The following is a 12,277-nucleotide window of genomic DNA, read 5'->3' on the forward strand; positions in this document are numbered from 1 at the left end:
GCGGTCAGCCGGTCGATGCGCTGCCGGGTGTCGGCGAGTTCGGCGGCGATCGCGTCGGCCCCCGCGACCCGGGGGGGGCCCGCGGCGGGGTGGGGGTCCCCCCCGGGGGTGGGACCCCTTCGCGTAGGCGGGTCAGCCCGCTGCCCCCGCCGCCGGCCGGACGGCGACCGCGTCGATCTCGAAGAGCATCCCCGGCAGGGCGAGCGAGGCGACCCCGCTGAGCGTCTGCGCGGGCAGCCGGTCGCCCCAGGCCCCGGCCAGGGCCCTGCCGAGGACGGCCAGCTTCTCCAGGTCGTGGTCGACGATGTACGAGCCGAGCCGGACCACGTGCTCGAAGCCGAGGCCGACCCCGGCGAGCGCGGTGCGCAGGTTGGCGAGGGCGAGCTCCACCTGGGCGGCGAAGTCGCCGGGCACGACCTGGCCGCCGGCGTCGGAGGCGTACTGGCCGCCGATGAACACCGGTTCGCCGGGCGCGGAGGCGGCGTGGCTGTAGCCGAACGGCGTCGGGTCGTGCAGGCCGGGCGGGTTGGTGATGGTGCGGGTGTCGGTCACGGGGTTCCTTCCCTGGTGTCGGGCCGAGCTGGGTGCCGGGGCGGTCTACGGCTCGGACCGGGCGGCTTCCTCCCGGGCGTCGCGCCAACTCGGCGACTCCAGGAAGTGGTTGTCGAAGAGGTCCTGCTTGGCGAGGAGTTCCTCGACCGTCGCCTCGCCCGCGCGGATCCGCTCCAGCAGGCGGAAGTAGTCGAAGCGCTCCACCCCGGGGGTGATCACGATCAGCAGGTCCGCCCCGGAGTCCGGAGCCGCCGCGAAGGCGTGCGGCAGATGGGGCGGCACCACCACGAGGTCGCCGCTGCGGGCGGTGACCACCTCGTTCCCGACCAGCACCTGGGCCGAGCCGTCGACGACGAAGAACAGCTCCGAGGAGCCCCCGTGGTAGTGCGGAGTGGCGCCGTCCTTGCCGCGCCCCAGTGTGACGCGCAGGGTGCTCAGGGCGCCGCCGGTGGCGCTGGAGTCCGCCAGCAGCCGCCCCTTGCCGCCGAGCATTCCGACGGTCTCGGCTTCGTCGCCCCGCACCACCACGGCTTCCGGTCCGATCAACGTCATTGGCCTCTCCCCACAGTGCGTGCTCAGATAGTTCTCTGGCTGATAGTACTACGTCTAACTATCCCGCGCCGAAGTAATATGCCCCCATGGATCACGTGGACGTCATGCTCGACCAGTGGGGCCGGGAGCGCCCGGACCTCGACCTGGCGGCGGTCGGCATCGTCGGCCGCCTCGGCCGCTTCGCGCTGCTCGCGGGCCGGGTCGTCGAAGAGGTGTTCAAGCACCACGGCCTCCAGCGCGGCGAGTTCGACGTTCTCGCCACCCTGCGCCGCTCCGGCGCGCCGTACGAACTGATGCCTTCCGAACTCGCCGCGCTGCTGCTGATGTCACGGGCCGGCATGACCAGCCGGATCGACCGGCTGGAATCGGCGGGCCTGGTGGAACGCCGCACCGACCCGGCGGACCGGCGCAGCGTCCGCATCGCCCTCACGGCGGCCGGACGCGCCCTCGTGGACGCCGCCTTCACCGACCACGCGGCCAACGAGACCACGCTGCTCTCCGCCCTCTCGGGCGAGGAGCGGGCCGCCCTGGACATGATCCTGCGCAAGCTGCTCGCCGACGTCGAGGGCGCGGAGAGTCCGGCGCCCTGACGGCCCGTGCCGTCCGTGACGACTACCGCGCCTCGACGTACTCCGCTTCCGTCGCGGCGGTGGCCACGGCCGTCGGCCGGGCGGCGATCGGCCTGCCCGGCCGGCGCCCCCCGTCCGGGACCCTCGCGCCGCGCATCACCAGCGCGTCAGGAGGGGGACGGCTCCAACTCCCCCGCGAAGACGATGACCTGGTCGATGAGGCTCCGTCGCAGATGGACGACGTCCGTCCCCGCCAGGCGGGGGCCGCCGTCCGGGGTGGTGAAGACCCACCGGTACCGGGCCCACTCGTCCGGCATGTCCACCTCCGAGCAGCGCGCCATCGTGCCGGTCCCCGCCGGGTGGCGCCGGAGGTCCAGTACGAACCGCTCGACCGCCGCGATTCCCTCGCTGCGACCCAGTGGCCCCCAGAAGACCACGTCCGAGGTCAGCGCCTGGGAGAGGAGGGCGGTGACATAGCTGTCGTCCGAGGCGTTGAACGCGGAGATGAAGGTGTCGATCGCGGAGCGTGCCGTCTCTTCCTGCATCCCCCAGTCATACCAGCTGTTGCCCGGGCGTTCGTCCCGCGAGCCGCTTTCCGATCACGGTTGGGCGTCCCGCACGAGACGGAGGGTGCGGGAGGGGGTGGTGGTGCGGTTCAGGTCAGTTCAGGCCAGTGAGTGACATGTTCACGACAGTAGCGTGATCTCTCCGTCACTGTACGTGCCAGTACCGTCATGCTGTTCCTACGGAGACGAACGGCCCGCCGTCGTCTCCGGTGGCGCGGCCGCGCGATCGAGTGGCTGCCCTCCCATCCCGCCGGCGAGTGCTGTGCCGTCCGTCGCGGCCACGGCTGACGAGTAGCCGCTGCGGGTCTCAACGTCCTTATTCGTAAAGGGGATCGACTCATGCTGCCCACCATGTCGCAGGACGCCCGGGAGACCTTCCTCGCCGACCGCCGGGTCGGGGTGCTGAGCGTCGCGGACCCCAGAGAAGGCGACCGGGCGCCCCTGTGCGTGCCGGTCTGGTACGGCTACGAGCCCGGGGGCGAGGTCCTCGTCCAGACGGGGCGCGAGACGGTCAAGGGCCGACTCCTGCGCGCCGCCGGCCGGTTCAGCCTCTGCGTGCAGGACGAGCGGCGGCCCTACCGGTACGTGAGCGTCGAAGGGCCGGTCGTCGCCGTCGAGGACCCGGTGCCGCCGGCCGTCCGGGACGCCCTGGCGCACCGCTACCTGGACCCGGACGAGGCCCGCGGCTACCTCGCCGCCACCGCCGACCAGCTCAAGGACGACATCCTGTTCCGGCTTCGCCCGCAGCGCTGGCGGACCGCCGACTTCTCGGCCTTCGCCGCCGACTTCACCGAGCCCGCCGAACCGGCGGCCGACTCCGCCGCCCCCGCCGCCGACAGCGCGGACTGACCTGGCGTGCCGTCGGCGGCCCGCAGCCGCGGCCGACGGAGCCACCTTTTGAGAAGGATCCATGACCGACATCGACGTTTCGTCACGCCCGCTCCACCTCCCTGCCCCCCGCCCCGCGGCCCGCGCCTCCCGCGCCGACCGGCCGCAGGACCTCACCCTGCCGGAGCTCTTCGCCCGGCAGGCGGCCGCCCGCCCGGGCGCACCGGCCGTCCGCCACCGCGACCGCACCCTCGACTACGGCCAGGTGGACGCCGGATCGACCGCCCTGGCCGCCCGCCTCCTGGCCGCGGGCATCACCCCCGGCGAACCCGTCGGCGTGTGCGGCGGCCGCTCCCCGGAAGCGCTGATCGCCCTGCTGGGCATCCTCAAGGCCGGCTGCGCCTACGTCCCGCTGGACGACGACCTGCCCCCGGCCCGCCTGCGCGCCATGGCCGAGGACGCCGGACTGCGCGCCGCCGTCACCCTGCCCGGCGCCGAACGTCCGGTCCGCGGCCTGCGGGTGAGCATCCCGGTCGTCGAGGACGGGGACCGCGCACCGGCACCCGACCGGACCACGGGCGTCCCGTCCACCCCCGGAGACTGCGCCTACGTCGCCTTCACCTCCGGCACGACCGGCCGCCCCAAGCCGGTGGCGATCCCGCACCGGGGAGTCGCCCGCCTCGTCCTGGCCGACCGCGAACTGCCCCCGCCCGGGCCGGGCGACCGGATCCTGCACGGCTACGGCCTCTCCTCGGACGCCTCGACCATCGAGATCTGGGGCGCCCTGCTGACCGGCGCCTGCCTGGTGATCGCCGACCGCGAGGAACTCCTCTCGCCGACCGCGCTGGAACACCTGCTGCGCAGCCGGGGCGTCACCGTCGCCTACCTGACCACGAGCGTCTTCCACCTGCTCGCCCGGACCCGCCCCCAGGCGATGGCGGGCCTGCGGTTCGTCTCGGCCGGCGGCGAGGCGATGGACCCGCGCCTGGCGAACGCCGTCCTCGCCGCCTGCCCCGGCACCACCGTGGTCAACTTCTACGGCCCGACCGAGAACTCGGTGGTCTCCACCGCCCACGTCGTCCGCCCGCTGCCCGAGGACGCCGCCGGCGTCCCGATCGGGCGCCCGTACGCCGCCACCACCTGCCACGTGCTGCGCGCCGACGGCACGCCCGCGGCGCCGGGCGAGGAGGGCGAGCTGTACGTCGGCGGCGACGGGCTGGCCCTCGGCTACCCGGGCGACGAGCAGCTGACCGCGGAGCGGTTCGTCCGGCTGCCGCAGGTCGAACCCGGCGGCCGGCTCTACCGCACCGGCGACCGGGCCGTGCGCACCGCCGACGGCCTGCTGGAGCACCGCGGCCGCGCGGACCGCCAGGTCAAGCTGCGCGGCGCGCGGATAGAACTCGACGAGGTGGAGGCCCGGTTGCGCGCCCACCCCGCCGTGGCCGAGGCCGTCGTCGAGGCCGACAGCGACGCGCTGACCGCCTACATCACCCCCACCGCCCCGGGGGAGCCCCTGCCGCTGCCCGAGCTGCGCGGCTACTGCGCCCGCTGGCTGCCGCCGCAGGCCGTGCCCGCGCTGGTCGCCCTCGACCGCTTCCCGGTGACCAGCGGCGGCAAGGTGGACCGCAAAGCCCTCCGCGCCGTCGACGTCGGCCGCGCGGACATCCCGCCGCAGGAGCAGCCGGCCGAAGGGCTCGCCGCGATCCTCACCGGGATCTGGCAGCAGGTGCTGCGCACCCGGCCCGCCCCCGAGGACGACTTCTTCCACCTCGGCGGCGACTCCCTGCTCGCCTCCGAGGCCGTCACCCGCACCCTCGCCGCCCTCGGCCTCGACGCCGCACTCAGCTCCACCCTCATCCGGGCGCTGCTCACCGCCCCCACCCTCGCCCGCTTCACCGAGGCCGTCCGGGCCGCCCGCGACGGCTCCCCGAACGGCGCCGGGGCCGGGGAGAGCACCGTCGACTTCGTCCGGGAGAGCGAACTCGGCTTCCGCCTGCCGCCCGCCCAGGGCCCCGCGCCCCGCCCCCGGGACCCGGAGCACGTGCTGCTCACCGGTGCCTCCGGCTTCGTCGGCGCCTTCCTGCTGACCACCCTGCTGCGCCGCACCGCCGCCCGGATCCACTGCCCCGTCCGCGCCGCGAGCCCCGCCCACGCCGAACAGCGGGTGCGCACCGCCCTCGCCCGCTACGGACTGCACCTCGACGAGGCCGACCGGCAGCGCCTGGAGTGCTTCCCCGCCGACCTCGCCGAGCCGGGCCTCGGACTGTCGGCCGAGCGGCGCGCCGACCTGGCGGCCCGGCTGGACCTGATCGTCCACAACGGCGCCCAGGTCAACTTCCTCTACCCGTACGAGCAGCTGCGCGCCCCCAATGTGGAGGGCACCCGGGAGATGGTCCGGCTCGCCGCTCCCCGCCGTGTCCCGGTCCACTTCCTGTCGACCGTCGCGGTCGTCGCCGGCGCCGGGGCCGCCGGGGTGCGCGACATCGCCGAGGACGCCCCGATGGCCCACGCCGACGGGCTCACCATGGGCTACGCCGAGAGCAAGTGGGTCGCCGAAGGGGTGCTGCGCCGAGCCGCCGAGCAGGGACTGCCGATGGCCGTCCACCGTCCGTACGAGGTGACGGGGGAGCAGGTGAGCGGGGTGAGCAACACCGAGACCGCGATCTGCTCGCTCTTCCGGACGATCGCCGAGACCGGGCTGGCCCCGGACATCGCCCTGCCGATGGACTTCGTCCCGGTCGACCACCTCGCCGAGGCCGTCGTCCACATCGCCACCCGGCGGGACGCCGACGGCCGCACCTACCACCTCACCAACCCCCGTCCCGCGATGCTGTCGGACGTCATCGACCGGATGCGCGCGGCCGGCTGCGCGGTGCGCACGCTGCCCTACCAGCGGTGGGTGGACGAGCTGGTGCGCCACGTCGCCGCGAACCCCACCAGCGCCACCGCGCCCTTCGTGTCGCTGTGCGTGGACCGCAGCCGCACCGCCGACATGTCCGTCAAGGAGCTCTACTTCGAGGGCACCTTCCCGGTGCTCGGCCGGCACAACGCCGAGGCCGCCCTGGCCGACAGCGGGCTGCACTGCCCGCCGGTCGACGCCGCCCTGCTGGACCGGTACCTGGAGTACTTCTTCAGCTCCGGCTACCTCCAGCGCCCCACCACCACCACCGGCGTCCGGGAGGGCACCCGATGACCGACACCGCCGCCCCCGCCCCGATCCCCGTCCCCGAGGTGACGCCCGGCACCGCCGGACCGCCCTGCGGCTACGCCCGGCTGCGCGCCGAACAGCCCGTCGTCCAGGCGCAGTTGCCCAACGGCGAGACCGCGTGGCTGCTCAGCCGCTACGCGGACGCCCGGGCCGCCTTCGCCGACCCGAGGCTGGTGCGGCCGCTGCTGTCCGCCTGGCCGCCCGTCGAGGGCGACGACGCGCCGCCGCCCTGCCTGCCGACCTTCCTGGAGATGCGGGGAGAGCACCACGAGCGGGTGCGGCGCGCCGTCCTGCCGCTGTTCGGCCGCGGGCGCCTGGAGTTCATGCGGCCCCGCATCCGCGCCATCGCGGAGGAACTGATCGACGCCATGACGGCCGACTCGCCCGACCGCACGGCCGACCTGGTGGCCGACTACGTCGAACCGCTGCCGCTGCGCGTGCTGTGCGAGACCATCGGCCTCCCGCACGAGGACCGCGACCGCTACCTCCCGCACACCCTCACCCTGCTCAGCGCCGCCGGGCTGACCATGGACGAGATCCTCGCCGCGCTGTACGCCCTCCAGGACTACGCCTCCGAGCTGATCACCCGCAAGGAGGAGGAAGCGGGGGAACCGAAACAGGACGGGGACTACATCCGGCTGCTGCTCGCCGAGACCCGCCGCCCCGGCAGCGAGCTGGACAGGGACGACGTGGTCAGCTTCGTCGTCACCATGCTGATGGCCGGCTACAAGACCAACATGCAGCACACCGGGAACGCCCTGCTCACCCTCCTCACCCACCCCGACCAGCTGCGCCGGCTGCGCGAGGAACCCGCCGGGATCGCCGGCGCCGTGGACGAACTGCTGCGCCACGTACCGCTGATGAACGCGATCAACATCCTCGTCGCGGAGGAGGACCTCACCCTCCACGGGCAGCTGATCCGGGCCGGGGACGCCGTCGTGCCGGTGCCCGCCTCCGCCAACCGCGACCCCGAGGCGTTCACCGACCCCGACCGCCTCGACCTCACCCGTACGCCCAACCCGCACCTCGCCTTCGGCCACGGCCCGCACGCCTGCACCGGTGCGCACCTGAGCCGGATGCAGCTGGCCGTGGTGATCCAGGTGCTGTTGGAGAGGCTGCCCGGCATCGAACTGGCCGAGCCCGCCGAGTCGCTGCCCTGGGACGAGACCACCCCGCTGCGCGCCCCCGCCCGGCTGCCGGTGCGCTGGTGACGGCGGCACCCCCGCCGCGCACCCCTGCTCCCGTACAGCCGCGCACCCCTGCTTCCGTAGAGAAAGGACCGCGCCGCATGAGCGCACCCCAGGCGCCCGCCACCACCGACGAGGTCCCGGACGGCATCCCGGACGTGGAGGCGCTGCCCCGCTACCCGTTCAGCACCGACGGCGACCGCCTCGCCCCCGAGCTGGACGAGCTGCGCAGCCGTTGCCCCGTCGCCCGGGTCAGGACCAACGCCGGTGGCGAGGCCTGGCTGGTCACCGGCTACGAGCTGGCCCGCGACGTCCTGCGGGACCGCGCCTTCGCCCGCTCCGTACTCGGCGAGGCCGACAGCCCGACCCAGGACGCCCCGATCCTGGCACCCGAACTGCTGGACGCCATGAACCACCTCCAGCAGGCCGGACTGCGCGACGAGGTGCTCGCCGCGCTCGGCCGCAACCAGCCCGAACTGCCCGCCGACTGGGTCGCCGAGGTGACGCGGGAGGGCCTGGAGCGGATGGTCGCCGAGGGCGTGCCGGGCGACCTCCAGCGCCACTTCGCCGAGTGGGTCGCCGCACAGTGCCTGTGCCGGCTGCTCGGTCTGCCCTTCGAGGACCGTGCGTGGCTCGCCGAGCGCGCCGACAAGGACCTCACCATGGCCACGTACTCGGACGAGGAACTGGCCGTCAACTGGGAGGAGATCCGCGCCTACATGGCGGCCTTCCTGGCCGCCCGCACCCCCGGGCAGCCGCGCGGCCTCGCCGACCGGCTCGCCGACCTGAACGCCGACCGGCCGTCCGAGGGGCCCGCCGGGCCGAAGGGGCTGAGCGACGAGCAACTGTCCAACATCGTCTCCGTGCTGTTCGTCAGCGGCTACGAGGACTTCGCCGGCTTCCTGGGCGTCGCCGCCGTCAACCTCCTCCAACACCCCGAGGCGATGGCGGAGTTGCGGGAGAGCCCGGAGGCGACACCCCGGCACGTGGAGGAACTGCTGCGGTGCAGCGTCGTCCTCGGCAACGCCATCCCGCGCTTCGTCACCGAGGACACCTCGCTGGGCGGCGAGCGGGTCAAGGCCGGTGAGCTGATCCTGCTCTCCCTGGACGCGGCGAACTACGACCCCGGCACCTTCGCCGACCCCGAGCGGTTCGAGCCCGCCCGCTCGCCCAATCCCCACCTGCGCTTCGGTCACGGCCGTCACCACTGCCCCGGCGCCCACCTGGTGCGGCGGCAGTCCGACACGGCCTTCCGGGTCCTGCTCCAGCGGTTCCCCGGGCTGCGCCTGGCGGTGCCGGTGGACGAGGTGCCGTGGCACCCGAACCGGATGGCCATCATGGCCGCCGCGATTCCGGTCACCTGGTGACCTGACCCCGCCCCGACCCTGCTCCGACCCCGCCCTGACCAGACCGGACCAGACCCGCGCCCCCTGCCCGCACGCCGGGCCGGGGGCGCGGCCGTCGTCGCCCCCGGCGGCTTGCGTCGTCTCCATTTCGCCTCGCTCATAACCTTTCAGAAAGGTTACCTCTCTCAGGTGTCCGACAGGCTCGGGTCGCTACTTTGCGGTGGTTTGTGAGTGGTTGATGACGCACCATCACGCCGGGAGCCCAGAAGCGGTTGACGGCTGGGCTGGTGGGATGCCATCGTCATAACCGTTCAGAGCAGTTACTCGGATCCAGGGGTGGAACCATGGCCAAGGAGCACGAGCGGCATGCCCGAGGGGCACCGGTGGGGCGGCGGATGCTGCTGGGGACCTTCGCCGCGGGGATGGCCGGACTCGCCGCCGCGCCCCCGCTCCAGCGCGGGTGGGAGAAGCTGCTCGGGGCGGCCTCTCAGCACGATCCGACCGGGCTCACCGGGCTGCTGCCGGACCCCGGCGGCTTCCGGTACTACAGCATCGTCGGCTCGGTGCCGCGCAAGGACGAGACCGACTACAGCCTGCGGATCGACGGCCTGGTCGACCGCCCGCGCAGCTACACCCTGCCCGACCTGCGCGCGCTGCCGCAGACCCGGATCGTCCGGGACGTGCTGTGCACCGACGGCTGGCGGGTGGACGGCACGCCCTTCCAGGGGGTGCGGCTCGCCGACCTGCTGGACGCGGCGGGCGTGCGCACCGAGGGCAAGGCGCTCCGCTTCACCTGCTTCGACGGCGCGTACAGCGAGAGCCTCACCCTGGAGCAGGCCCGGCGCCCGGACGTACTGGTCGCGCTCACCATGCAGGACCGGCCGATCAGTCACGAGCACGGCGGCCCGGCCCGGCTGTACGTGGCGCCGATGTACTTCTACAAGTCGGCCAAGTGGCTCTCCGGCATCACCGTCACCGACCGGGTCATCCCCGGCTACTGGGAGGAGTACGGCTATGCGGTCGACGGCTGGCTCGACGGCGCCGACCGCAGCGCCTGAACCTGCACGGCCCGAACCGGCGCTGCCCGAACCGGGCGACCGGGTCCGCCGGTTCACCCGGGCGCAGCGCCTGGTCCACCGGAGCACCGGACTGCTGATGCTGCTCTGCCTGGCCGCCGGAGCCTGCCTCTACCTCGGTCCGCTCGCCCAACTCGTCGGGCGGCGGCACCTGATGGTCACCCTGCACGAGTGGTCCGGCGTCCTGCTGCCGGTGCCGCTCCTGCTCGGCCTGTTCTCCCGTGCCGTCCGCGCCGACCTGCGCCGGCTGAACCGCTTCGCCCCGTACGACCGGCAGTGGCTGCGGGCCGCGCGCCGCCGCCTGACCGGGCCGCAGGACCGACCGGCGGGCAAGTTCAACGCGGGGCAGAAGCTCTACGCGGGCTGGATCGCCGGCGCTGTCCTGGTGATGGCGGCGACCGGACTGCTGATGTGGTTCACCGGGCTGCTGCCGGCCGTCTCCCGGACCAGCGCGATCTTCGTCCACGACTGCCTCGCCTGGGCGGTGGTCGCGGTCCTGATCGGGCACACCCGCCGGGCCCTGCGGGACCCGGAGTCGCGCCGGGGCATGCGCACCGGCCACGTCAGCCGCAGCTGGGCGCGTCGTGAGCACCCGCACTGGCTGCCGGAGGAGCGGGCCGGCGCCGAAGCCGCCCCGCGCGACCACGCCTGACGGCGGGCCGGATCCGGCCCGGACCGTCAACCCCGTTACACCCAAGACCACTTCACACACCTGGAGGAACTCCCGATGAAACGCTCCCTGACCGCCCTCGCGGTCGGCATGTCCCTCGCCGCCGTGCTCTACGCGCCCGGCGCCCTGGCCGACACCACGCCGCTCACCGCCACCAGCTGCGCCGCCCCCGCGGTGACGGCCCCCGACGGGACACAGGTGGAGGGTGTCAGCGCCGTCGCCCACCCGGCGGGCACGGTCGACGTGCCCGCGGTGTTCCCGCTGGGCGCCGACCACGTCCCCGACGTCCCCGCCTTCTGCGACGTCACGGTCACCCTCACCCACCCCGGCCAGGGCGACCACGCCAAGGTGCGGGTCTGGCTGCCGCAGCAGACCTGGAACGGCCGGCTGCAGACGATCGGCGGCCAGGCCTACGCCGCCGGTGACTACGGCAGCAAGCTCGCCCTCGCCGTGAAGAGCGGCTACGCCGCCGCCACCACGGATGCCGGCGTCGGTACGTACCTCGACAGCCACTGGGGGTTGAAGGCCGACGGCACGGTCGACGCGGCGCTGCTGGAGAACTTCGCGTCCCGCTCCGAGCACGAGGCGGCGGTCGTCGCCAAGGACGTCATCGCCGGCCACTACCAGCGGGCCGCCGCGTACTCCTACTTCAACGGCTGTTCGACCGGCGGGCGCCAGGGGTACGCGGAGGCGCAGAAGTACCCGGAGGACTACAACGGCATCCTGGCCAACGCGCCCGCCGTGCACTGGGCGGAGTTCGAGGTCGCCACGCTCTGGCCGCAGATGGTGATGAACGAGCAGCACACCTACCCGACCGCCTGCGAGTTCGACGCCTTCACCGCCGCCGCCGTCCAGGCCTGCGACGGGCTCGACGGCGCCCGGGACGGCCTGGTGTCCCGGCCGGACGAGTGCGGCTTCAACCCGCGCCGGCTGATCGGCACCACCGTCGAGTGCGAGGGCAGGAAGGTGACGATCACCGAGGCCGACGCCGAGGTGGTCCGCCGGATCTGGGACGGGCCGCGCACCACCGACGGCCGCCGGCTGTGGGCCGGGGTGCCCAAGGGCGCCCAGCTGAGCGCCCTCGCGGGGCACACCACGGACCCGTCGGGCAAGCCGGTGGGCGCGCCGTTCCCGGTGCCCGCCGCGTGGGTGTCCACCTGGGTGGCCGAGCAGCCCTCGCTCGACGTCACCACCCTCACCACCGCGCGCTTCACCGAGCTGTTCCAGCAGTCGGTGGCCGAGTACGACGACGTCATCGGCACCGACGACGCGGACCTCTCCGCCTTCCGCGACGCCGGAGGAAAGCTCCTCAGCTGGCACGGCTCGGCCGACGAGTTCATCCCGGCCGACGGTACGGTGCGCTACCGCAAGCAGGTGGAGCGGGAGCTGGGCGGCGCGCAGCAGGTCGACGACTTCTACCGGCTGTTCCTGGTGCCGGGCGCGGCCCACTGCGGGCTCAACGGTCCCAGCGGCCGCACCGACGACCTCGCCGCGCTGACCGCCTGGGTCGAACAGGGCAAGGCGCCGCAGACGCTGCCCGCCACCCTGAACACCGCGGACGGCCGTACGGTCAGCCGCAACCTGTGCGCCTACCCGCTGGTCTCCCGCTACAGCGGCCACGGTGACGTCGCCGACGCGGCCGCCTTCCGCTGCGTCCCGGCCGACCGGCACTGACCCGGCCCCCGCGGCAGCGCGGGGGCGCGCACCACACTCTGAGCGACCG

At 74.0% G+C, this 12,277-nt stretch carries 11 protein-coding genes; 8 read left to right on the forward strand and 3 right to left on the reverse strand.

Translation table 11 applies throughout. The annotated features are described in order from the left end of the window. Positions 1-132 precede the first annotated feature (132 nt). Together ACFWXO_RS33285 and ACFWXO_RS33290 are read right to left on the reverse strand one after the other, a co-directional pair. Positions 133-552 carry a RidA family protein gene (locus ACFWXO_RS33285; RefSeq protein WP_380528612.1) on the reverse strand — a complete coding sequence of 140 codons (420 nt, stop codon included), beginning with the start codon at positions 550-552 and terminating at the stop codon, positions 133-135. Between the two features lie 45 nt (positions 553-597). Next, the gene (locus tag ACFWXO_RS33290) at positions 598-1,104 is read right to left on the reverse strand and encodes a cupin domain-containing protein (RefSeq protein ID WP_063352400.1); all 507 of its coding nucleotides are present in this window, start codon (positions 1,102-1,104) and stop codon (positions 598-600) included. Positions 1,105-1,190: 86 nt separating this feature from the next. Between ACFWXO_RS33290 and ACFWXO_RS33295 the strand changes: the two genes are divergently transcribed. Further along, a complete protein-coding gene (locus ACFWXO_RS33295; protein ID WP_380528613.1) occupies positions 1,191-1,694 on the forward strand; it encodes a MarR family winged helix-turn-helix transcriptional regulator in 504 nt (167 codons plus the stop codon). Between the two features lie 146 nt (positions 1,695-1,840). Here ACFWXO_RS33295 and ACFWXO_RS33300 read toward each other — a convergent pair whose 3' ends face one another. Then, positions 1,841-2,218, reverse strand: a complete 378-nt coding sequence (locus tag ACFWXO_RS33300; RefSeq protein ID WP_380408990.1) for a nuclear transport factor 2 family protein — start codon at positions 2,216-2,218, stop codon at positions 1,841-1,843. A gap of 360 nt (positions 2,219-2,578) precedes the next feature. Here ACFWXO_RS33300 and ACFWXO_RS33305 point away from each other — a divergent pair, with 360 nt between their 5' ends. From ACFWXO_RS33305 to ACFWXO_RS33335, 7 genes are all read left to right on the forward strand, one after another. Continuing rightward, on the forward strand, positions 2,579-3,088 hold the full coding sequence (locus tag ACFWXO_RS33305) for a pyridoxamine 5'-phosphate oxidase family protein (protein WP_380528616.1): 510 nt from the start codon (positions 2,579-2,581) through the stop codon (positions 3,086-3,088). A 61-nt stretch (positions 3,089-3,149) separates the two neighbouring features. Further along, on the forward strand, positions 3,150-6,260 hold the full coding sequence (locus ACFWXO_RS33310; RefSeq protein ID WP_380528617.1) for an amino acid adenylation domain-containing protein: 3,111 nt from the start codon (positions 3,150-3,152) through the stop codon (positions 6,258-6,260). Further along, the gene (locus ACFWXO_RS33315) at positions 6,257-7,486 is read left to right on the forward strand and encodes a cytochrome P450 (RefSeq protein ID WP_380528619.1); all 1,230 of its coding nucleotides are present in this window, start codon (positions 6,257-6,259) and stop codon (positions 7,484-7,486) included. The genes ACFWXO_RS33310 and ACFWXO_RS33315 overlap by 4 nt, the downstream gene beginning before the upstream one ends. Before the next feature lie 77 nt (positions 7,487-7,563). After that, positions 7,564-8,829, forward strand: a complete 1,266-nt coding sequence (locus ACFWXO_RS33320; protein ID WP_380528621.1) for a cytochrome P450 — start codon at positions 7,564-7,566, stop codon at positions 8,827-8,829. Between the two features lie 323 nt (positions 8,830-9,152). Continuing rightward, positions 9,153-9,866, forward strand: a complete 714-nt coding sequence (locus tag ACFWXO_RS33325) for a molybdopterin-dependent oxidoreductase (protein WP_380528623.1) — start codon at positions 9,153-9,155, stop codon at positions 9,864-9,866. Further along, complete coding sequence (locus tag ACFWXO_RS33330; RefSeq protein ID WP_380528625.1) at positions 9,823-10,536, forward strand: cytochrome b/b6 domain-containing protein; 714 nt, start codon at positions 9,823-9,825, stop codon at positions 10,534-10,536. The genes ACFWXO_RS33325 and ACFWXO_RS33330 overlap by 44 nt, the downstream gene beginning before the upstream one ends. Before the next feature lie 75 nt (positions 10,537-10,611). Next, the gene (locus ACFWXO_RS33335; RefSeq protein WP_380528627.1) at positions 10,612-12,228 is read left to right on the forward strand and encodes a tannase/feruloyl esterase family alpha/beta hydrolase; all 1,617 of its coding nucleotides are present in this window, start codon (positions 10,612-10,614) and stop codon (positions 12,226-12,228) included. Positions 12,229-12,277: the final 49 nt, after the last annotated feature.

This window comes from Kitasatospora sp. NPDC059088 (assembly GCF_042738155.1).
In the GTDB taxonomy this organism is placed as follows: domain Bacteria; phylum Actinomycetota; class Actinomycetes; order Streptomycetales; family Streptomycetaceae; genus Kitasatospora.

Bases quoted from the DNA above. Each gene is read 5' to 3' on its own strand.
- ACFWXO_RS33330 (WP_380528625.1), top strand. From the start codon at position 9,823: ATGCGGTCGACGGCTGGCTCGACGGCGCCGACCGCAGCGCCTGAACCT.
- ACFWXO_RS33315 (WP_380528619.1), top strand. From the start codon at position 6,257: ATGACCGACACCGCCGCCCCCGCCCCGATCCCCGTCCCCGAGGTGACG.
- ACFWXO_RS33320 (WP_380528621.1), top strand. From the start codon at position 7,564: ATGAGCGCACCCCAGGCGCCCGCCACCACCGACGAGGTCCCGGACGGC.
- ACFWXO_RS33335 (WP_380528627.1), top strand. From the start codon at position 10,612: ATGAAACGCTCCCTGACCGCCCTCGCGGTCGGCATGTCCCTCGCCGCC.
- ACFWXO_RS33310 (WP_380528617.1), top strand. From the start codon at position 3,150: ATGACCGACATCGACGTTTCGTCACGCCCGCTCCACCTCCCTGCCCCC.
- ACFWXO_RS33300 (WP_380408990.1), bottom strand. From the start codon at position 2,218: ATGCAGGAAGAGACGGCACGCTCCGCGATCGACACCTTCATCTCCGCG.
- ACFWXO_RS33305 (WP_380528616.1), top strand. From the start codon at position 2,579: ATGCTGCCCACCATGTCGCAGGACGCCCGGGAGACCTTCCTCGCCGAC.
- ACFWXO_RS33295 (WP_380528613.1), top strand. From the start codon at position 1,191: ATGGATCACGTGGACGTCATGCTCGACCAGTGGGGCCGGGAGCGCCCG.
- ACFWXO_RS33325 (WP_380528623.1), top strand. From the start codon at position 9,153: ATGGCCAAGGAGCACGAGCGGCATGCCCGAGGGGCACCGGTGGGGCGG.
- ACFWXO_RS33290 (WP_063352400.1), bottom strand. From the start codon at position 1,104: ATGACGTTGATCGGACCGGAAGCCGTGGTGGTGCGGGGCGACGAAGCC.